The organism is Bradyrhizobium sp. SZCCHNRI20481 (genome assembly GCF_032485055.1).
Lineage (GTDB): Bacteria > Pseudomonadota > Alphaproteobacteria > Rhizobiales > Xanthobacteraceae > Bradyrhizobium.
The window spans coordinates 1-20,574 of the sequence record NZ_JAUEUE010000003.1; the positions used below are offsets into that span (position 1 = coordinate 1).

The following is a 20,574-nucleotide window of genomic DNA, read 5'->3' on the forward strand; positions in this document are numbered from 1 at the left end:
GTCGAGCTGAGTGCCGCAATCGAGCTTTTTGTCAGCAAAGTGAAAGGCGATTTCGGCACTGATCGCAGTCTAGCGAACTCCGGCGAAAAACTCGGTGGAGCTACGCAACGAGTGCAGGATCTGCGACTCGGAGTGCGGGTTGACCGATCAATCGTGTTGCGCCGTCGTATCTCGGAGCCTTGGCCGATGCGTTCCGCCGCCGCGGCCGGAATGAAATCTTGGTCGTTTCCTTCGGGGGATCACTCGGGTCAGACGGTGCTACTGCTGCCGACCTCGGCCTCCTGTGCGGGCCTATCGATCTCAGCTCCTTATCGCTCCAGCCAAAAGCCAGGGGCATGATACCAGACCCGTTCGGAATCTGCGGACGATGGGTTCCCGCGGTGGAGTGCCCGGATCGGGACATTCACCGTGTTCGCGCTCTCGAGTGCGCTCTTCAGCCGGCGGCTGGCGTCCTCATCGCGGCCATTTTTGCAGGGGTAGATGCTGACCCCACCGGTGGACGAGGCGTCGAGAGAAGTGCCGCGGCGGACCACGCGCAGCAGGAAGCCGGACCAATCCTCGGCGGTCAGCGGGAGGAGCAGCCGGCCGTTCTCGGCGAGGCCATCGAGCCATCGCGCCGTGGTATGCGTGCAGCCCGCGAACACGATCACGAAGCGCGTGCGACGTCTGCGCAACTGGCCCCGTGGAATCCCGGGCGGCGACATCGGCGACGACATGGTCGACGAGCGTGTCGGCGCGTCCCCGCGTCTGCAGGGCGAGGTCGGCGCGGCTAACGAGCATTCGCGGGGGTGTGCCGGCTGCCGGGGAGGGCGGCGAGGATCCCTCTCGCTTTGCGCAGGGACCAATGCGCTGAGCAGCGGCTCGGAAGAGGTCACCGGGAGCTTGAGCCGGACTACATGTTCGGCAGGATGGGCGTTGACGCCAAGGTCGGTGGTGCCGCAATCCCAGGCTGGACCGTTACGGCTCTGGTGTTCATTCCATTCGCGGCTGGTTATTTCCTGTCGTACCTGTTCCGGACGATCAGTGGCGTGGTCTCCCAGCGCCTCGCCTCCGAGCTTGGACCGATGCTGATGATCGCTCTTGGCGCTTGCCGAGGCGAAGCAAGCCACGCGTCTGGAGGTCGTATCAATAGAGCCGAGCCGGACAAATGCAGCGCTGCGGTTGGAGGCTTCGGCACGTCGCGATGAACTGATGTGCCGGCCGAACCGGCTCCATGGGGGAGCGGCGGAGGTTCATTTCGCACCCGACAGGAAGCTCTTGATGAAATCGACGGCTCCCGCCGATTTTGCCGGATCGGGCGGCGGCGCTTCGGCGGCCGACGGTTGCGCCGCCTGACGCGCGGTGTGCGCGTGAAGATGCCGCGTCCGCCGGTGGGCGTGAGTGGCGCTCCGCCCGTGCCTCTGCGAAGCACTGCTCACGGTGATCGTGATCTTCTTCGATACCAGCGGCGGATCGAAGTTGAAGTGCATGCCGTCGCCCAGGACGAGCTGCAGGGTATGCTTGCCGGGGGGCAGCTCGATCAGAGCCTCGGTCTCGCCCGCGCCGTAGTGCAGGTGCTTTCTGTCCTGCGGAATCGGCTCGCCTGGGCTGATCGGCTCATCGGCGTCGATCAGGAGGTGATGATGGCCGGTATTGGCAAAGGCGTCACCGGCATGGGTCACGCCCATGTTGCGAAGTCCGAAGCGGCACCAGAACGCGCTCTTCACGGTGTCGCCGTCGGTTGGCGTGATGAAATACAGGTAGGCGTCCTTCGGCGCCGTTTTCGCCTGTGCCCATGCGAGAGTCGGCAACAGCACCAGCGTGCAGGCCAACACGGTGGGTCCGAGCGTCGCGACTGGGGCGAGACGACGTCGTCGCCAGGGCGTCAGATCCAATAGCGGCGCGCGACGCGTAGATTTCTCACTCCACATAAATCCCCAACTCATAAACAACGACGATCATCGATCGCAAATATCGAACGGTGTAGCCGGCCCATGAATGGGGCGTAGCGCGGCAAATTTGAGGTTTCGATCGGTCTCGTCCTACGATTCTCGATAAGAATTTGAATAAAGAGGCTCGGCAGAACAGGCGTCCTGCGGATCTGCGACGCTGGTGTTCGCTGTGGTGCGAGACATTTGCGGGCGCAGGCCCGGCATCGGTGTCGACGGCACGCTGGCCTGGCTCAGCATACAGCGGCCGCATCAGAGCGAAAGAGCGAGGCGAAAGCCATGGGTCGGATACCTGACGCGCCCATCATAGCGATCGCGGCTCCCGCTGCGGGCATAGCTCGCATCCTTCTTCCATGAACCCGAGCGAATGACATGGACGAAGCTCTGCTCGTCGATCCATGCCGAGCCATCGGACGGCGCGCCCTGATAGCTCTTGTGCCAGCTGTCGGCCACCCATTGGTCGACGCTCCCGCCCATGTCGAACAGGCCAAACGGATTGGCCGCAAAGCTTCCGACCTTCATGAGCTGCGCGGGCGCGCCGGGCTCGTTGCATCCGTTGCAATTGGCCATGCCGGAGCGCATCTGGTCGCCCCACCAGAACGCCGTCGTTGCGCCGCCGCGCGCTGCATATTCCCATTCGGCCTCGGTCGGGAGCCGGAACGGCTTGCCGATGGCCCGCGAGAGCCAAGCCAGATAGCCCCTGGCGTCGTCGTAGCCGACATTTGTCACGGGGTTGTCGTCCGGGCCGCTCATCACGTCGGCGCATGCCCTGTCAGCCACGCACGCCTTCCACTCGCCAATCGTGACGGGGTATTTGCCGAGCGCGAACGGCTTGATCGTGACGCGGTGGACCGGAAGCTCGGAGCGCTCGACGCCGCCCATTGCGAATGCCCCTCCTGGAATCATCACCATGTCAGGCAGGCGAATCGCCGCTGCCTCCGCCGGCCCTGGGGTCGCAGTCGACTCTGCCGCCGGCGCAGTCTCGGGAGCAGTCGCAGCGCTTGCCGACGCGAGCAGGGCGGGCGCCTCGAGCGGCGCGGTTTCCGCGGAACGCGAGAGCGTTGCAGTGTCCGAGGGCGCGTCCGGCAGCGGCGCCGGGGCGGGGGCGGTCGCGGCCGACACGGCCTCTGCCGTGACGACGCGCCCCGAACTCTCGACGCTTGCGCGGCTCGACGCGGCCACAGAGGCCTCGGCGGCTTGCGGCTGTGTTGGTGGGGGAGCGGCCGGCTCCCGCGCCAGCGTGAACCAGCTAGCGGCGGCAGCGAGCAACAATGCGCCGAGGCCGGCCGCCGCAGCGCGGGTCCAGACCAGCGGCCTGCGTTCCGCCCTCGCCGCGGCCGCACGAAGCGTCGTGGCCAGCTTGTCGTACCCGTGCGCCTGCCAGATCTCCGCGCGGCTGCGCGCCTCGTTCGGGGCGTATTGAGCGATCGAGACGCCGGGAATGCTGCAGACGACCCGTCCCGCCTGTCCGCCACCGGGAGCGGTGGCCTCGACCTCGGCCGCATCGCATCGTGCGGCGAGCGATTGCTTCAAGGGGCCGCACATCATCAACAACAGTCCGCCGTCGCCCCTGCTGCGGCGTTCCTGGATCTCGGGGCAGGCGACCTGCTCGTCGACACGGTGGAAACTGGGCGGGCGCAGCGTGTTCATCGCCACCCGCACGATCCGGCCGCACTGCTCGCAAGGCACCGGATAGGTGACGGCGGTCAGCGGTCGCTCGTCCCGATCGGTGGCCGGCGCCTGCGCTGGCGCGACGACGTCGATCATCGGACGCCTTTCGTGCGCCGGCCTTGCCGTCTGGTCATTGGCCCCAGGCGGCAAACGCATCCTTGAACGCGCGCTCACCGTCCGCTCCCTTCTCGATCGCCAGCACCGCCCGGCCGCCGCCATTGTAGACGATCGGGATGTCGATCCAGTCCTTGCCCTTGAGCAGCAACACGTTCCGCTTCATGTCGACATCCCCCGCCGACAGCGCGATCATGAAGAACTCTGGCGTCACTTTGGCGGTCATGGTGGTCAACGGGGTCCCGCGGCCCGCTTCCTTGGGTTTCATGCTGACGCCCTTCAAAGTCTCCACCCCGACGTGAGACGGATCGTCCGGCCAGTTGAACTTGATCTCCATGATGTGGCTCGCTGGCATTTCGGTTTCCTTGTTTGGACGCAGCGACAACGTCGCCTTCATCCTCTTGTCGATCTCCACATCGCCTTTGATCGATGCCGGCACCGCTCCTGCCTCAGGCTCGACATGCCAGGTTACCTTCCCGAGATAGCGCTTGCCGTTCGGATCCTGCGGATCCTCCTGATACAGCACGGCGTGGGATACCATCGTCGCGGTCGCGTTCCCCGTGGTGATCGCATCGCCGCCTGCACCGCCCCTGACGTCGGGCGTGATCCGATCCGCGGTGACCTTGCGGGGCTCGGTGCCGGCCGGTAGCGCGGCGGCCGGCGAGGCCGCATTCCAGGAGACCGGGAGTCGGTTCAAGACCGTCTGCCAGGACGTCGTGATCCGGCTCGCCGCCGGCTGCCAGTAGATCGATGCGCCAACCACCGCGACCGCCAAGCCGGCGGCAGCGGCCATCATGTGCCGGCGGAGCGAGCGGTGTGGACGCCTCGCTCCATGATCAGGCCGCGGACGCCGACCCGGCGACAGCGCGCGATGATCGATACGGACAGCGGCAGGCTCCGACTCGGCTTGACCGAGTGTCATCGTCTCGGACGTTTCCACCTCGTGGGCGAGCACGGCCACTCGTGCGACGGCGACATCGTCCGCCGGCGGCCTTGCAGCCTGCGCAAAACGATCGGCCACGGGCGGCTCATTCTCCGCGATTTCGACCGGCGCTGCGGGCGCGACGGACGTTGGCGGCGCAGAGGCGGGCGTATCAGACGACGAGGCGGCAGGCGTTTCGTCGGTCGCGACCTCACGCGCCCCGCGCCGCGATGGGCGTGCATCGATGCCGGCGCCTGTCCTGTTGCTCAGCCAATCCGGCACCGGACTCTCGATCGAGATGGCCGGCTCGTCGCGTTGCTCCGACAGCCGGGCCATCGACAGGCTTTCGGCCACCGTGGCGATCTCGTCTTCCAGCGAATAGGCGCGGCGCGTCAGGGATTGCGCAGATGCAGGGTGATCCGCCGCCGTGCCAGCAGCGGGTCCCGTGGCAGCCGGATGCATACCGGTTGCCGGCTGTGCCGATGGCTGCGGTGAGCCGACGGCTGCAAGCGCGACCGGATCGACCCGGCGAGCGTGCTCCCGAAGTCTGATCATCCGGTCGGGAAACAGCATCTTGACGAAATCGCAGAGCGCTGCGCCCGGCAGCAGGAACTGGCGCATGGCAGCCGGACCGCTGCGCAGGATGCTGCGTGCGATGGTTTCGATGTCGTGCTCACCTTGCGCGACGCGCTCGCCGGTCTGCCGATCGTCCTCGATGACGACGACCTTGCGGGCCCGGAGCATCGCAGTGAGTTCGCGCAGATCGGATTGCGAGGCATCGTCGATGACGACGAGATCAAATGCGCCGAGCCGGGCCGGTAGCTGCTCGGCCACGCGCCATGCCGGCACGAGCTGGCATGGGATGCCTTCGTAGCAGCTCTCGAGTGCCTCGCGTGTAACCTGACGCAACCGGCATGCGGTGGGGCCGGAACAGGTCGCTGCCATTTTTCGCAGCGTGGTCATGAACACGGTGAGGGCCTGCCTCATGGCGCTGCCGGTGTTCTGTACCAGGCCGAGATGCATCCGTGCCACGACCACCTGGCCGAACAGCTCGCGCAGTCGCATCTCCATCGCCGCGCGCTGGTCGGACAGATCTCGCAAGCGCTGATGCTGACCGATGCCTTCGTTCTGCCGCATCAGCACCGCCCAGTTCCAGGCCATCATCCAATCTGCAACGAGCACCGGATCGCCGGTCTGCGGATGTGCCGGCTCGGTCCTGAGCCGACGGGCGAAGGCATCTGCTCCGGCCTCGGTCATCGCTCGGCAGACCTCGTCGAGCAGCTCGAGATCCTGGCGCCGGTCGTGCAGCGACTTCAGCCGGGTGCGAAGGGTGGTCCAACGCGTCTCGATGTCGCGCGGCTCGACACCATCGCAGCCGATCTGCGACAGCACGTCGGCATGAGCCAGCGTTGTGAGCTTACCGCTGCCGCGAAACAGCCCGTTCAGCCGGGTGAGCTCCAGCCGCTGCTTGGTGATGCGGAGAGCCATGCTCCTCACCGCAGCTGCCAGCGCAGAAAGTCGTCGGCCGTCGCCGAGCAATCCGGCGATCGCGTCGTCCGACATCGACAGCTTCGGTGCGGCGGTGAGAACATTGCGCTTCGCCAGCGCCGCCAGCACGATCGCGGCCTCGACGCTTTTGACGACGCGCTCGTGACCGTGGAACGTGTGAGAGGAGTCCGGCTCGGGCGCAGGCGCACCGATTTCGGCCGCCAGCGATCGCCATCTGGCGTCGAGCGAATGCAGGTGACGACGCCAGGTCAGATAGTCGCGAACATGGCCCCAGTCGGCCGCGCCTTTCGGCGCGAAGCCCGCCACCCTGATCGCCTCCACGGTCTGCTTCAACGCACGGCCGGACAGGGAGAATGTCGCGAACGGCCTTGCTCCGGCCGACAGCCGTTCGACAATCGTGAGCAGTTCCTGGCTGGCGAAGGCGTCCGCCGGCGTTTCCACCGGCCGAACCAGGAAGCCGGCACGTTGCGACAGCAGGGACGACGCATCGCGGGCAAAATCGACGAGGATGCCACCGTCAACCGACATTGCATCGGCCTTGCGGCCGACCGGCGACAGCGCTGCGAGCCAGGGCTCGTCGGCAATGACCCGGTGGGCCGCCGCGAGCGCGTCGAGGTCGCCGGCGAGCAAGTCCGCTCCGTCCGGCCCGAGCTCCGCGATGATCTGGCAGGCAAGCCGGCCGTCACGGCTTTCGCCGTCGATCCGCGCCGGCTGCAGGTCCTGGTGCAGACGTCTCACTGTCGCGGCGTCCGGCAGGGCCGCGATTTCCGGGAGCGCGTCGTCGACATATGCGAGATCGGCACCCAGCCGAACACGCGCCTCACGGGCCTGCTCGACCGCCGCAACCAGAAGGTCGTTCTCACTCACGAATCGTGACGGCTGGTCGGTGAACCAGGCATAGGCGTCGCGGTCGGCGATCAGCGTCGTCAACGCGTCGAACGGCAGGTCGGGGACACCGGATGACCGCAGCATGCTGCGGCTGGCGATGTCTGCGAACGCATCATCGAGACGTGATATCTCGACGCTGGTCGCGATGATGTCGCGCTCCAGCCGATTGACCTGTTCCGCCTGCGCGCGCGGGTTCGTGGTCTTGAGGATCGACAGCAGCCGGCTGACGACTGTCTCTGCATGCTTCAAGACGTCCTTGTCGGAGCCGGTCAGATCGACGGTCAGATCACGGACGGCGCGCGGCAGCTTCTCGGACAACAGTCCGAGCGCAGCCTCGTTGCGCGAGACGACGAGAACGCGCAGGCCCATTGCGAGGTGATGGCAAACCAGGTTGACGAGGGTGGACGTGCGCTCGGACCCGCGCGCGCCTTGCACGACAAGTCCGTCCGATCGCCGGAGCTGTCGCACGATCTCCATCTGGTCGGAGTTCGTCGGCAGCGGAAAGAACAGGTCGCCGTGATCCGCCGCGATCTGCGCATCCGGCCCGACGTCGATCGGGTCACCGATCACGCCGGATAGACGACGGCGCGCGCCGTCATGGGCTTCGTGGTCCGGCGCGCCAAGCAGGAGGCGAGACAGTGCGGCCAGGCAGCAAGCGTCGCCGGGCGCGTATTCGATCGCTCGCTTCAGTCGGTCGATGTCGCGCAACAGCAGTGCGTCCGAGCGCGGCCGCGCAAAGATCACCCAGCGATCGGAGACGACCAGTTGCTCGTCCTCCTCGGGAAGCAGCAACGCGGAGTCGGGCATGGTGGGACAGTAGATCCCATGCGGGTCGAGCTGTGAGCCGATGGCGCTGAGAACCGGCTCGAAGCTGGCGGGCTGGAATGGCGAAAGCTCGTTGCCGCGCTCGATCGTCTCGAGCAACTGCTCGGCCGTTTGCCCCGCCAAGCCGGCCGCTGATGTCAGCGGTTCGAACGCCTTGAGATTGGCCGTCGCGCCGACCATGCGGGGCCGGATTCTGATTTCGGTGTCGGAGCCATCGAGGACCTCGATCTCGACCAGGCGTTCGAGCAGCGGCAGATCCAGCTCGCGGCCTTGTCGCCGCCAGCGTGACACGCCAACGCCCCACACGATTTCGCAGCTGCCATCGTTGCCTCCGGCTCCCGCCACGCGAGCCATCTCGCGCAATCGCTGGTGAACCGCGATGGTCTTGCGGCGTGGCCGCTCGGCCGCGGCCCAATTGGCCCACGAGCCGGCGAGATAGCGGTCCAGACGCTCGACGATGTCCGGGCGCTGCTCAAGATGCAATCGCACGCTCCAGAGCCCGGCGGCCACCCCCGGGCCGTTCGCCGGCGAGCAGTGCTCGGCGCGTGCGTGACCGGCCGCGATCAGCAGGTCTTTTTCCGCCGCGTGCACCGTGATCGTCACGCGCTGCCGAACCAGAGGGCGGCGGTCCGGATCGGCGGACACGTCGATCCACATCGCCAGGTCGTACTCGACGGCGGGAGGATCGGTGGCGACCAGGCGTTCGATGGAGAGCCACACGGGGCCATCAGCATCGAACGTGTTGTAGGTAATGCCGGGCAGCTTCTCCAGCTCATGCTGATGAAACACGAAGCATTGTCCGCCCGCAAGCCGATGGTCAGACAGGCGCGCGACCGCACGTGCATCGCGCAGGATCATCTCGGTGAGATATCCAAGAACATTCTGCAACGGTCCGGCCGCCGGCTCCAACCGATGGACAGCGTTCATAGTGCCTCTCCGATGATAGCGGCGACCAAGCGAAGCAATCGGTTCACCCTCAACTCCCGTCCTGACGTTCGTCCCGCTTTGCAGAAAATTCCGTCACGCGCGTCGAAGAAGATGGACGTATCTGACTATTCACGATCCCGATGTGGCCAGGCGACGTCTTTCGTCGACGGCATTCGAGGGAATACTGAAGCCAACGTCAGATAGACCGCACTAACTGGCGAATAGTAGCGTCACGCAATGCGGCGTAATGATGGGAGCTAGTCCGGGCGTGTCGTCGGTCCTGAAAATTGCGCCAACTGATTTGTTATCATTTCGAGAACCGCCGCTGTCGGTTCGCGTAACCGGTTTAGAATCCCTTTAAAGAAGCCGAGCGTCTTTCCGGTTTGACTGCCTTGATCGGAAACGGCTGGTATTCGCGTGCGTAGATGCGGCATCTCCATGAGAGAAGCATGCGGCGTCTTGCCGCAATCTCAGTCGCGATCACTTGCGGTTTTTCGTCGGATTCCATCGCTTCGTCCGAGCTGCGCCATCGCGCCAACGCAATTTCTTTCGGAGTAGGGCCGTCGCTGACGAAGTGTGACATCGCTTATTACTTCGCGATGCAAAGGCATGAATGCAGCTCTACGCTGCGCTACTCGGCGCTTCGCACGCCGGACATGAACCCAGCAGCAATTATCAATGACTGAAAACACTTAGCCAGATCTCGGCAGGGTCCGAGCGATTGGTAGGCCCAGCCGCGCCTCTGCCGCGCAACGAGCGCCGCCCAAGTGCTGACACGCGAGCATCCCCGACGAGCCCAAGTATCGACATCGCGGGCTTCTAGCGCGAATGGCTCGCAGTCGCGCACGAATTCTGTGCTCACGGCGGCGCGGGCGAAGGGGATGCACGTCCGCGCATCATCATGGGGAGGTTTGACTGATGGTCTTGATTAGCTGCAGCGGAAGGCGCGCAGATTGCTCCGCGTCTTCACACGACGGCGCTTTGAGTATTGGCAAAGGCGGCGGCCCGCTTCGCGGCCGCGACCGACTCCTGCCATCTCTGCTTGCCGCCGTATCGACATTGGCGTTGAGCGCGGCAGCAGCCCAGGCGGCCGACGCCGGCTCGGCGCGGTCCACGGACGGGGCGGCCGTCAAAGCGCTGATGGCGAAGCTCGAGTCCATGGAGCAGCGCATCAACAGCCTTCAAGTCGAGCTCAAGGACGCCAAGGCAAAGAAGACGACCAGCGTCGGGCAGTCCGCATCACTTGCATCCCGCCGCCCGTCCGATCCGATGCCTCTGATCGGCGCCAAGGACGCGCGTGCCGGCGGCGCGAAGGCATCCGACAACGCGCAGGCTGCATCCAGGTTGCCGGTCGGCAATGCCATGGCGCTCGCCGACCCGAAGGACGTCAAGGCCAGTGGATCGAAGGCGGCTGATGCCGCACCATCGTCGTCCCCGGCATCACGGCTCGCGGCAGCGTTCGCCGATTCGGATTCCAAGCCGCGAGTTCTCCCAGCAGCCGATCTGAAAGCGCCTGCGCCGCAGCCCAGCAGAGACCTGTTCGGTGCCGCGCCGTCGCCGGTCCCCGGCATGAAGATCGGCATGTACGGCGAGATCAAGTTCGGCTCGGTGCAAAATCCCGCAGCTAACGGTCAGTGGCAGAACGGCTTCGACATGGCCCGCCTGGTCTTGCTGCCGACCTATCAGGTCAATGACTCCATCACCTTCAACGCGGAGCTGGAATGGGAGCATGGCGGCATCGCGTTCGACAATGACGACAAGCTCCACGGTGCGGTCGAGGTCGAGCAGGCCTTCTTCGACATCAAGTTCAACGACCACTTCACCCTGCGCTCGCCGGGTATCGACCTGATCCCGATCTCCTTCACCAACCTGTATCACGAGCCGACGCTGTTCTACAGCGTGCATCGGCCGGAGCTCGCCAACGGCCTGATCCCGACGACCTGGTATGCGCCATCGGCAGGATTTCATGGCAAGATCATCGATGGCTTGAACTACCAGTTCCAGGTCAGCCAGAGCGCGGAGGACTTCGGCGACGGATTCGATCATCGCGGCGACAATGGCCACATCAATCCGGGAGGCTATGAAGGCGGCATCAGCGGCTCGGAAGCGCTCGCACTGTCGCGAGCGCCGATCGGCGACTATCGGCAGCTGAGCAACGAGCTCGCCTATACGCTCCGGCTGAGCTACACGCCATCGTTCCTCCCCGGCTTTGCCGGAAGCTCGGCGATCTATTATTCGCCGAACGTCACGCCGCGGGGCGCCTATGCGACGCTGCCGGACGGCAGCGAGGTGCCGCTCGGCAAGAACGCGATGACGATCTTCAATACCGAGGCTCGCTATCGCGTTCCGAACACCGGGCTGGAGCTGCGGGCTGAATATGCCCACGTAAACTTCTCCAATCCGGAGAACCTCCGCGCCAACAATGATCTCGTCGACGACAACAACGTCGGCAAGAACATGTGGGGCTATTCCGGCGAGATCGCCTACCACTTCAGGGCGCCGAACGACTACGACATCGTGCCGTTTTACCGCTATACCCGACAGAATTTCCAGACGTCGGGCATGCTCGGCTCCGATCTCACCAACGGCCTGAACAACATCACGGGCAGCGGTGACATGACGTTCCACGATGTCGGCATTGCCGTGTTTCCCAATCCGAGCCTTGTCTACAAGCTGAACTACACCAAGGTGATCGATCACAGCGCGGCGGGGGCGATGTCCGATCGGGTTCTCGCGGGCGTCGGCTGGCTCTGGTAGCCGACCGACGCGAGCAGGGGCCGCGGCCTGACGGCAGCGGCGTCTCCTCGCAAGACACAGGTTGGAGCACCCGGGCGGAAAGCGACCGCTCTCCGTCCGGGTGTGCCTCGAAACGAAGAACGGACTCGGCAGATCGGGTGGGCGTGCGAGTGGTTGAGATTGCTGATTTGAGCGCAGGTTGGCTGCGATGCCGCACGCTCGCAACGCTGGTCATGACGTCGATCGCGTTGGCGGGCTGCAACCCGGCGACGCTCGGCAGCGATAGCCGCGGTGATGACGTGCTTGACAAGGTGGGCCGGATCGACCTTTCGCCGCGCTATCCCAGGCAGGCGATGCCGGAGCAGTCGCCGGCGGCGCGGCGCGCCCGTGCCGAAATCTATGGTGGCAACGACGATGCACGAGATGCCAGGGATGCGCGAGCGGAAGCGCCGGCCGCGGGCTCGCTTCCGATCCAGCAGGTGGCGGCGCATTCGCAGCCGGTTGGCAACGGGTTCGAGCTGAACTTCGAGAATACGCCGATCGCGACGGTGGCCAAGGTCGTGCTCGGCGACGTCCTCGGCGTCGGCTACACCATCGATCCAAGGATCCAGGGAACGGTCAGCCTGTCCTCGGTGCGCCCGGTCCCGAAATCGGACGTTGCCTACGTGCTCGAGAACGCGCTCCGGCTCTCGGGGACGGCGCTGGTTCGCGACAACTCCGGATACCGGCTGATTCCGCTCGGCGACGCGGTCGGCGCCGGCAACGTCGATCCCGCCGGAGGCTCGGCAGAGCCTGGCTACGGCATCTCCGTGCTGCCGCTGCAATATGTCTCCGCCCCGACATTGCTGAAGCTGCTCGACAGCTTTGCGCTCAAGCCGGGCACGGTGCGCGCCGATCCGGGTCGCAATCTGCTGCTGATCCAGGGCACCGGAGCCGAGCGTCGCACCGCGATCGATGCCGCGCTGAGCTTCGATGCGGACTGGATGCGCGGACAGTCGGTCGGGATCTTTCCGATCGTCAATGGCAATCCCGAGCCGATCGTCGCCGAGCTCGAGAAGATCATGGACACCGGCGACAGCGGGCTCGGCCAGAACATGGTCAAGTTCCAGACTGTCAGCCGGATGAACGCCGTCATGGTCATCAGCCGCAAGCCGGCGCTGCTGCACACGGCGGAGACCTGGATCAAGCGGCTGGATGCCGGCAACACGCTGCGCAACAGCGTCCATGTCTACCGTGTCAAGTATGGCGAGGCGCGCCAGATGGCGCGGGTGCTGAACGACATGTTCACCGGAAACGCGGGCAGCGCGGCCGAAGCGTCGTCCTCGGACCTCGCTCCTGGGTCTGGAGCATCGTCGACCTCGAGCAGCGAGCGGCTCTCGGCTGCCGGCACGACGGCCCAGTCGGGCGGCTTCTCGAGCCAGCAGCAAGGCAACAGCGGCCTGGTCGCCAACCGCGGCTTCGGCGGGGCGCCGCCGCCGACCCAGGCCGGCCTTGATACGGGATCGGAATCGCGCGCATCGGGTTCGGGCGGCAAGCCGCTCATGGAGGGCGTGCGGATCACGCCCGACGTCGTCAACAACACGCTTCTCATCTACGCGGACAGGGAAAACTACCGGCTGATCGAAGCCACCCTGCGTCAGTGCGATCGTCCGCAGCTGCAGGTCGCCATCGACGCGACGATCGCCGAAGTCACGCTCAACGATTCGCTGAACTACGGCGTGCAGGCCTATCTCACCAGCAAGAATCTCGGCCTGAAGCCCGACCAGGGGTCAGTGCTCAACACCACCTCGACATCGGCGCCGGCAACGGTTGCCTCGGCCGCGGGAACGATCACCAACGCCTTTCTTAGCCGCGCTTTCCCCGGGTTCAATTTCCTGGTCGGGTCGGAATCCCAGCCGAGCGCGATCCTGAGTGCGTTGCATACGGTCACCGACGTCAAGGTGCTGTCCAACCCATCGCTGGTGGTGATCGACAACCAGGCGGCGACTTTGCAGGTCGGCGATCAGGTGCCGGTGTCGACCGGCAGCGCGACGGTGCTCACGACAAACAACACGGTCGTCAACACGATCGATTACCGCAACACCGGAATCATCCTGCGGGTCGCTCCGCGGGTCAACGAGAACGGCAACGTCCGGCTGGAGATCGAGCAGGAGATCAGCAACGTCTCGCCGCAGACCGCCAACAGCCTCACGCCGACGGTTGCGCAGCGCAAGGTGAAGAGTTCGGTCGCAGTCGCCAGCGGCCAGACCGTCCTGCTGGCCGGTCTCATCAGCGAGACCCATCAGGGCACCCGCAGTGGCATTCCGGGGATCGACCAGATCCCGGGTCTCGGCGACCTCTTCAGCAACAACGACCGCAGCCGCGGGCGGACCGAGCTGATCATCTTCATTCGCCCACAGATCGTCCGCGACGGCACTGACGCGCACTACGTCGCCGAAGAGCTGCGCTCCAAGCTGCGCGGCACGATCAGGCCGGTGTCGACGAGTGCGCTCCAGGCGCCGCGGAGCAATCGATGACGCGGCAAGCGACGGCCGCCTTCGCTGTTCTGGCGCTCGCCTTCGGCATCGCCGCGGCCGACGCGCGGCCGCGCGGAGACGCATGGGCGGCGCTGGCGCGCGGCGATTATGTCAGGGCGGCCGCAGCGTTGGCGCCGATGGCGCAGAGTGGACATCCTCGCGCCATGACCGCGCTCGGCTACATGTATGAAAACGGGGTCGGCGTCCCGCAGTCCTACGAGGCGGCGGTCGATCTCTATATCGGAGCCGCCGAGCGCGGCGATCCGACGGCGCAGCACCTCTTGGGCCTGAGCTACGACAAGGGGCATGGCGTCTGCCAGGACCTCGTGCTGGCCTACAAATGGCTCAATCTTGCAGCGGCCGCAGCGTCCAATCGTCTGCGCGAACCCTATTTGCGAATCCGGGACGCCGTCGCGTTCAAGATGTCGCCCGATCAGATCGCCGACGGCCAGCGGCTCGCGCTCGAATGGCGGCCGACGCAGCCCGGCGGAGGTCGCGCGACCGCATCGATTTCGGGTTTGTAGTTGTTCTAATCAGCTGACCGCAGAAGGGTCATCTTTGGTATCGATAACGAACTGATCAGCAATCCGGACCTCGGCAATGAAGTGATCGACAACGATCCGTCACGGGACGCGCCATGAGCTCGACTCCTCCTCTACGATTGGCCGACGATCTGCGGGATAGCCGCGGGCCGGTCCGGCTCGCCGCTGGACGGGTCGGCGCTGCGGCGCAGGAAGGCGCGGGGATGGGATCTTCGACGGCGACCAATCCCGCAGGTCCCGAGTCCGCCGACGACATCGCGCGGCAGCTCGGATTGACTCGGATCGCGCTGTCCGATTTGCTGGCGTCCAAACCGCTCACAGAACATTTTTCACGGCGCTTCCTGCGCGAGACGATGGTCTTTCCGTTCCAATCCGCGGGGCACGGACCGTGCCTTGCGGTGGCGGATCCCCGCGACACCGCAGCGGCACGCGCCGCGGAGCTGGTGTTTGGTGGCGCGGTCGAGCTGGTGGTGGCCTCCACTGAGGACATTGCCACCGCGCTGAACCGGCTCGCCGGTGATGACGAGGTGCCTGCGCGCAACGAGGTGGCCGCGCCGCAGCTGCGCGACGACGACATCGAAAGCCTGCGCGACCTCGCCACCGGAGCGCCGGTGGTGCGCGCCGTCAACGATCTGTTCGAGCAGGCGGTCGAGCTGCGCGCCAGCGACATTCACGTCGAAGCGATGCGGAGCGGGTTGTCGGTCCGGATGCGCGTGGACGGCCTGCTGAAGCCGGTCCCTGAGCCGTCGGGCGTGCTGCCCCAAGCCGTCATCTCGCGCATCAAGATCGTCGCCGGGCTGAATATCGCCGAACGACGCCTGCCTCAGGATGGCGCTGCGCGGCTCCGCGCCGGCCGCTTCGAGCTCGACGTGCGCGTTGCGGTGATGCCGACGCAGCATGGCGAGTCGGCGGTGATCCGGCTGCTTCCGAAGGACCGGGGTCTGCTCGCCATCGAGAAGCTCGGCTTTGCCCCGCACGACGATCGATCGCTCCGCCGGCTGCTGGCGCTGCCGCATGGCATGATCGTGATCTGCGGGCCGACCGGCAGCGGCAAGACCACGACGCTCGCGGCCGCGCTGTCGATCCTCAACGAGCCGACGCGGAAGATCCTCACGATCGAGGATCCGGTCGAGTACGAGATTCCCGGCATCAACCAGTCGCAGGTCAAGCCATCGATCGGGTTGACCTTCGCCTCTGCCTTGCGGTCCTTCGTGAGGCAGGACCCGGATGTCATCATGGTCGGCGAGGTGCGCGACGACGAGACCGCCCATGTCGCGGTCCATGCGGCGCTGACCGGCCATCTCGTGCTGACCACGCTGCACACCGAAAACGCTGCGGCGGCGGTGCCGCGGTTGCTCGATCTCGGCGTCGAAGATTTTCTGTTGCGATCGACGCTCCGCGCGGTGATCGCGCAGCGGCTGGTGCGCCGGCTGTGCGAGCGCTGCAGGTCGAAAAGGATGCTGAGCGCCGCCGATCTCTGCGCGGACCCGCGCTACGCCGCGGTGGGCTTCGACGTCGGCGAGACGGTCTATGAGCCGGCGGGCTGTGAGAGCTGCGGCGGTACCGGCTATCGGGGCCGGCTCGGCATCTTCGAGGTCCTGGAGCTAAATCCGGAGATCCGATCGCTGATCCAGGGCACGACCGATGCGGCCGTGATCGACCGCAGCGCCATTCTGAACGGCATGACCACGATGCTCGACGATGGCCTCGAAAAGTGCCGGGCCGGCGCCACGTCGGTCGCGGAAATCCTGCGCGTTACAACGTTGCGGTGAGCCGGTGAGCAAGTTCCGCTATCGCGCACTGACCGAGAACGGCGACGTGGTGCACGGCACGATCTCGGCTGCGACGGCCAAGGAGGTGATTGACCGGATCGAGTATCTGCGGCTGTTGCCGATCGAGACGATCGAGGAAAAGACCGCGAGCTTCGTCGCGCGCGACATGCTTGCGCTGCTCGGCGGTCCGACCCACGGCGATGTCACGACCTTCACGCGCGATCTGGCGCTGTTGTTGAAAGCCGGGGCACGGCTCGAGGAGTCGCTCGAACTGCTGGCCGGCGACGCCGATATCGGGCGCCTGCGTCCGATCATCAGCCGGTTGCGATCCAGCGTGCTGGCGGGAGAAAGTTTCGCCGAAGCGCTGTCGCATCATGCTGTGCAGTTTCCTGCGATGTATGTCGCGCTGGTGCGGGTCGGCGAGGTCTCGGGCACCCTCGATCACGTGCTCGATGTGCTCGGCGCCGAGCGGGCGCGCGCGGAAGCCATGCGTCGCAAGCTCAGTGACGCGATGCAGTATCCGTGTTTCGTGCTGATCGCCGCGTGTCTGGTGATGCTGTTCTTCTTCATCGTCGTGCTGCCGCAGTTTTCGGCCGTGCTGCGCGACTTCGGCGCCAGGACCGATGCCACCATCAACACGTTTCTGGACATCTCTGATTTTGTGCGCGGCAACGGCACGGCGATGGCGCTATCGGCAAGCGCGCTGATCGCTGTAGGTCTGCTCGCTTTCAGCCGCGCCGGCGTACGGGCTGCGGTGATTGCGCGGCTCTGCCGGCTTCCGGGTCTTGCGACCGTGTTCCGGTCGTATCGCACGAGCGTGTTCTGCCGCAATCTCGCGATCCTGCTTGGCAGCGGGCTGACATTGACGGCGACGCTGCGCATCCTGATCGACATCATGTCGGTCACCGGCAGCGCTGCGGCGTGGAACGCCGCCGCCGACCGCGTTCGTCACGGCGGCAAGTTGTCGGAGGCGCTGGCAGCGACCAACATCCTGCCGGCGATGGCGACGCGGATGATCCGGATCGGTGAGGAGACCGGGCAGCTTCCGGTCCTCGCCGGCCGCATCGCCGAGTTCTACGAGGCGAAGCTGCAACGCGGCCTCGATCGCATCGTCGGCATCGTCGGTCCGGCCGCGATCATTCTCATCAGCACCGTCGTCGGAGGTCTCATCGTCTCGGTGATGACGGCGCTCCTGTCGGTGACGCAACTCGTCGGGTAGCCCAAGATGGACCATCGCATGAAACAGGCAGGGATCAGCGGCAGCGCGCGGCGGACACGCACCGCGCGCGACGACCCTCAGAGCGGCTTCACGCTGGTCGAGATGCTGGTCGTCATTGCCATCATCGGAATGATCATGGGTCTGATCGGACCGCGTGTGCTGTCCTCCCTGAACGAATCCCGGGTCAAGACGGCCCGGATTCAGATTCAGAGTTTTTCCAGCGCGCTCGATCTGTTCTATCTCGATACCGGCCGCTATCCGACCTCGTCGGAAGGCCTGACCGCGCTGGTCCGGCCCGCCTCGACCATCCCAGGCTGGGCGGGACCGTATCTCAAGGGAGGAAACGTCCCGAGCGATCCCTGGAGCCACGCTTACGTCTACCGCTCGCCCGGGCAGCATGTGCCCTACGAGATCGTGTCGTACGGATCGGACGGGCAGGAGGGGGGCGTGGATCTCGCCGCTGACATCTCCTCGTCGATGACGATCGGTGCCAGATAGCAATGAGGGGCCGTGACGGCTGCGAGGCCGGCTTCACTCTGATCGAGGTGGTGTGCGTGCTCGCGATCGTCGCGCTGCTGGCGTCCGTCGTGGTCCCCGCCATATCGCGGCAGACCTCGCGGCCGCAACTCGAAGCCTATGCGGTCGAGGCTGCTGCGCTGTTGAAGGCCGATCGCAATGCCGCGATCAGGCGGGGCCTCGAGGTCACGACTCGCATCGATGCGCAGGCGCGGGCGCTCCGCTCGGGCGCGAACGGGCACGTCGTCCGCTTACCTGCGGACGTGCGGTTCGAGACGGTGCTGCCGCGCAGTTGCGACGAGCGGCCCGCCTTCGAGACCATCAGCTTCTTCGGATCGGGCAGGTCGTGCGGCGGCGTCATCACGCTCACCCATCTCGACGCCGGCTACCAAATTCGCGTCACTTGGCTGACAGGAAGGATCGAAGTTGTCTCAAACGCTGGTCTGTCGAAGCGATAGGGCGACAGCGGGATTCACGCTGATCGAGACGCTCGTCACGCTCGCGATCGTGGCGGTGTCGCTCGTCGCCATCGGTGCGCTCATGGGGTCCTCGGCGCGCGGCAGCAGGAAGCTGGAGCAGCACGTCGCGCTGGTGCAGGCCGCCTACGACGCGCTGTGGCTGGCCTTTCCGTCGCGCCTGCCGCCGGCATCTCCGACGCAGTCGGGGGAGGCGACGGCACATCTCTGGCGCGCGCAGGCGGAGCCCTTCCCCGTCGATATCGGCGCGCCGGGCGGCGCATCCGCCTGGATCCCGCAGAAGATCATGCTTCAGGTGCGATCGCCATCGGGCGCGACCATGGAGCTGGAAACCGTCCGGCTGTTCCGGAGGCGGGCCGAGTGATGACGACACGGGTCAACGATCGTCGAGCAGGCTTCACGCTGGTCGAAGCCCTCGTCGCGATGGTGGTGATGGGGCTGCTGGTCTCCGCGCTGTTCGCGATCACGGCGCAATGGCTGCCGAACTGGAATCGCGGTCTGCATCGCATCCAGCGCAGCGAATCGGTGAGCGTGGCGCTCGACCGCATTGCCGCCGATATCGCGGCCGCCGAGTTCATGAGGCCCGATGGACAGGCCAAGTCCGTTCTGTTCGACGGATCGGAGACGTCGATCACGCTCGTCCGAACGGCGCTCGGACCGCAGCGGGGCCGGGGTCTCGATGTGATCCGCATCGCCGAAAGCGGCGGTGGCGACGACGTGGCGTTGACGCGGACTCGCGCGGCCTTCGCACCTGGCAGTGTGTCCGCCTGGGAGTTCGCCGATCCGGTCGTGCTGCTGCAGGCGCCGTACCGGGTGTCGTTCGCCTATGCGGGGGCCGACCGGATCTGGAGTCCGTCGTGGCGCAATGCAGAGAAGTTGCCGGCAGCCGTGCGGGTGACGGTGCATGACGGAAGCCGCGGGAGCGCGCCGTCGCTGTCGCGGATCGCGGTCATTCGTGTCTCGGCACCGGCCGACAGCGTCTGCCGGCCCGCGGACACCAATTGCGACAGGCAGGCGGTTTCCGCCGATGCGACGGTCGGACGTGCCTCCGCGGCATCGAAGCCATGATCATGTGCCGAGACAGCCATCCGCGAGACGCTGATCCCGATGATCGGGAAGGTGGCTTCGTCCTCGTGGCGGTGCTCTGGCTCCTTGTCTCGCTCGCAGGACTCGCGGGAGCCCTGTCCGTCTATCTCGTCAGCACCGCCCAGCGGCTGTCGCTCGACGATGCGCGCCTGCGATCCGCCGCGCTGGTCCCCGCCGGCCTGGAGCTTGCGGCCTACAAATTGTTGGCGTTGCCGAAGCCGCAGCGCCCCGCTGCCGGGGCCTTTTCGTTCCGGCTCGATCATGCGCAGGTCTCGGTCGCGTTTCGGTCGGAAGCAGCTCGCATCGATCTCAATCATGCCTCCAAGCAGATGCTGGCCGCCTTGTTAGAGGGTCTCGGCGCGCGCGCTGACAGGGCCGGCGAATATGCCGAGCGGATCGTCGGCTGGCGAACGCCGCCGGCCGAGACCGGCGCGGACACAGAGCGCGATCTCTACCGCACAGCCGGTGCGGACTACATGCCGCGCACCGCGCCGTTCGCCAATGTCGAGGAGCTTCGGCTGGTGCTCAACCTGCCGCCGGCGCTGGTCGACAAGGCGATGCCCTTCGTGACCGTCTTCAGCGGCCGCAGGGAGGTCGACCCGCTGGAGGCCGCCCCCGAAGTGGTGGCCGCGCTTCCCGGAATGACGCCGGATCAGCTGAAGAGCTTCCTCGAGCAGCGAGCCGGCCTGCGTCGAGACGTCAGGTCGCTCAACGCGGCGCTCGGTCCCGCACGCGCCGCAGCGACGCTGGAGGTCGCCGATGCCGTCCGCGTGTGGATCACGATCGGCTTTGACGGCGGTCGCCGGGCCGCAACGGAGGCGGTCATCCTGCTGGGCGATGGTGACGATCCTTACCGGGTGCTGTCGTGGCGCGATGACGTCGATGCTCCGGGGATGCTCAAACAAGCGGGGAGGGCGCCGAGATGAC

General features: G+C 66.0%; 17 protein-coding genes. 13 read left to right on the forward strand and 4 right to left on the reverse strand.

Going from position 1 to position 20,574, the window contains the following annotated elements:
* Positions 1–339 (forward strand): hypothetical protein (locus tag QX132_RS04720; protein ID WP_316160244.1); only part of this gene is annotated, 339 nt, incomplete at its 5' end.
* On the opposite strand, the gene QX132_RS04725 is transcribed toward QX132_RS04720, so the two are convergent.
* On the reverse strand, positions 309–716 hold the full coding sequence (locus tag QX132_RS04725) for a hypothetical protein (protein WP_316160245.1): 408 nt from the start codon (positions 714–716) through the stop codon (positions 309–311). The two genes, QX132_RS04720 and QX132_RS04725, sit on opposite strands and share 31 nt — an antisense overlap.
* Before the next feature lie 180 nt (positions 717–896).
* Between QX132_RS04725 and QX132_RS33015 the strand changes: the two genes are divergently transcribed.
* Positions 897–1,187, forward strand: a complete 291-nt coding sequence (locus tag QX132_RS33015) for a hypothetical protein (RefSeq protein WP_410052844.1) — start codon at positions 897–899, stop codon at positions 1,185–1,187.
* A 45-nt stretch (positions 1,188–1,232) separates the two neighbouring features.
* On the opposite strand, the gene QX132_RS04735 is transcribed toward QX132_RS33015, so the two are convergent.
* From QX132_RS04735 to QX132_RS04745, 3 genes are all read right to left on the reverse strand, one after another.
* Positions 1,233–1,796 carry a DUF4399 domain-containing protein gene (locus QX132_RS04735; protein WP_315813784.1) on the reverse strand — a complete coding sequence of 188 codons (564 nt, stop codon included), beginning with the start codon at positions 1,794–1,796 and terminating at the stop codon, positions 1,233–1,235.
* Positions 1,797–2,180: 384 nt separating this feature from the next.
* Complete coding sequence (locus QX132_RS04740; protein ID WP_316160247.1) at positions 2,181–3,695, reverse strand: formylglycine-generating enzyme family protein; 1,515 nt, start codon at positions 3,693–3,695, stop codon at positions 2,181–2,183.
* Between the two features lie 34 nt (positions 3,696–3,729).
* Positions 3,730–8,784 carry a helicase gene (locus QX132_RS04745; RefSeq protein WP_316160248.1) on the reverse strand — a complete coding sequence of 1,685 codons (5,055 nt, stop codon included), beginning with the start codon at positions 8,782–8,784 and terminating at the stop codon, positions 3,730–3,732.
* Between the two features lie 449 nt (positions 8,785–9,233).
* On the opposite strand from QX132_RS04745, the gene QX132_RS04750 reads away from it, so the two are divergent.
* The 11 genes from QX132_RS04750 to QX132_RS04800 all read left to right on the forward strand — a co-directional run bounded on the left by QX132_RS04750 (position 9,234) and on the right by QX132_RS04800 (position 20,573).
* Positions 9,234–9,470 carry a hypothetical protein gene (locus QX132_RS04750; RefSeq protein WP_315775874.1) on the forward strand — a complete coding sequence of 79 codons (237 nt, stop codon included), beginning with the start codon at positions 9,234–9,236 and terminating at the stop codon, positions 9,468–9,470.
* Positions 9,471–9,702: 232 nt separating this feature from the next.
* On the forward strand, positions 9,703–11,541 hold the full coding sequence (locus tag QX132_RS04755) for a porin (RefSeq protein ID WP_316160251.1): 1,839 nt from the start codon (positions 9,703–9,705) through the stop codon (positions 11,539–11,541).
* 137 nt (positions 11,542–11,678) lie between these two features.
* Complete coding sequence (gene gspD, locus QX132_RS04760; protein WP_316160252.1) at positions 11,679–14,036, forward strand: type II secretion system secretin GspD; 2,358 nt, start codon at positions 11,679–11,681, stop codon at positions 14,034–14,036.
* Positions 14,033–14,560 (forward strand): tetratricopeptide repeat protein, encoded by a 528-nt coding sequence (locus QX132_RS04765; RefSeq protein ID WP_316160254.1) that lies wholly within the window; start codon positions 14,033–14,035, stop codon positions 14,558–14,560. The genes gspD and QX132_RS04765 overlap by 4 nt, the downstream gene beginning before the upstream one ends.
* Positions 14,561–14,673: 113 nt before the next feature.
* Complete coding sequence (locus QX132_RS04770) at positions 14,674–16,350, forward strand: GspE/PulE family protein (RefSeq protein ID WP_316160255.1); 1,677 nt, start codon at positions 14,674–14,676, stop codon at positions 16,348–16,350.
* A 4-nt stretch (positions 16,351–16,354) separates the two neighbouring features.
* Positions 16,355–17,569, forward strand: coding sequence for a type II secretion system F family protein (locus QX132_RS04775; protein WP_316160257.1), 1,215 nt, complete (start codon positions 16,355–16,357; stop codon positions 17,567–17,569).
* 18 nt (positions 17,570–17,587) lie between these two features.
* Entirely contained in the window at positions 17,588–18,067 is a 480-nt protein-coding gene (gene gspG / locus QX132_RS04780; protein WP_315813763.1) for a type II secretion system major pseudopilin GspG, read from the forward strand.
* Between the two features lie 2 nt (positions 18,068–18,069).
* Positions 18,070–18,543 carry a prepilin-type N-terminal cleavage/methylation domain-containing protein gene (locus tag QX132_RS04785; RefSeq protein ID WP_316160258.1) on the forward strand — a complete coding sequence of 158 codons (474 nt, stop codon included), beginning with the start codon at positions 18,070–18,072 and terminating at the stop codon, positions 18,541–18,543.
* The gene (locus QX132_RS04790; RefSeq protein ID WP_315813765.1) at positions 18,512–18,925 is read left to right on the forward strand and encodes a type II secretion system protein; all 414 of its coding nucleotides are present in this window, start codon (positions 18,512–18,514) and stop codon (positions 18,923–18,925) included. Before QX132_RS04785 ends, QX132_RS04790 begins: the two co-directional genes overlap by 32 nt.
* A complete protein-coding gene (locus QX132_RS04795) occupies positions 18,925–19,629 on the forward strand; it encodes a prepilin-type N-terminal cleavage/methylation domain-containing protein (RefSeq protein ID WP_316160259.1) in 705 nt (234 codons plus the stop codon). Before QX132_RS04790 ends, QX132_RS04795 begins: the two co-directional genes overlap by 1 nt.
* A gap of 2 nt (positions 19,630–19,631) precedes the next feature.
* On the forward strand, positions 19,632–20,573 hold the full coding sequence (locus QX132_RS04800) for a general secretion pathway protein GspK (protein ID WP_410052847.1): 942 nt from the start codon (positions 19,632–19,634) through the stop codon (positions 20,571–20,573).
* Position 20,574: the final 1 nt, after the last annotated feature.

Bases quoted from the DNA above. Each gene is read 5' to 3' on its own strand.
- QX132_RS04795 (WP_316160259.1), top strand. From the start codon at position 18,925: ATGACGACACGGGTCAACGATCGTCGAGCAGGCTTCACGCTGGTCGAA.
- QX132_RS04765 (WP_316160254.1), top strand. From the start codon at position 14,033: ATGACGCGGCAAGCGACGGCCGCCTTCGCTGTTCTGGCGCTCGCCTTC.
- QX132_RS04750 (WP_315775874.1), top strand. From the start codon at position 9,234: ATGCGGCGTCTTGCCGCAATCTCAGTCGCGATCACTTGCGGTTTTTCG.
- QX132_RS04725 (WP_316160245.1), bottom strand. From the start codon at position 716: ATGTCGTCGCCGATGTCGCCGCCCGGGATTCCACGGGGCCAGTTGCGC.
- QX132_RS33015 (WP_410052844.1), top strand. From the start codon at position 897: ATGTTCGGCAGGATGGGCGTTGACGCCAAGGTCGGTGGTGCCGCAATC.
- QX132_RS04740 (WP_316160247.1), bottom strand. From the start codon at position 3,695: ATGATCGACGTCGTCGCGCCAGCGCAGGCGCCGGCCACCGATCGGGAC.
- gspG (WP_315813763.1), top strand. From the start codon at position 17,588: ATGAAACAGGCAGGGATCAGCGGCAGCGCGCGGCGGACACGCACCGCG.
- QX132_RS04770 (WP_316160255.1), top strand. From the start codon at position 14,674: ATGAGCTCGACTCCTCCTCTACGATTGGCCGACGATCTGCGGGATAGC.
- QX132_RS04755 (WP_316160251.1), top strand. From the start codon at position 9,703: ATGGTCTTGATTAGCTGCAGCGGAAGGCGCGCAGATTGCTCCGCGTCT.
- QX132_RS04800 (WP_410052847.1), top strand. From the start codon at position 19,632: ATGTGCCGAGACAGCCATCCGCGAGACGCTGATCCCGATGATCGGGAA.
- QX132_RS04745 (WP_316160248.1), bottom strand. From the start codon at position 8,784: ATGAACGCTGTCCATCGGTTGGAGCCGGCGGCCGGACCGTTGCAGAAT.
- QX132_RS04785 (WP_316160258.1), top strand. From the start codon at position 18,070: ATGAGGGGCCGTGACGGCTGCGAGGCCGGCTTCACTCTGATCGAGGTG.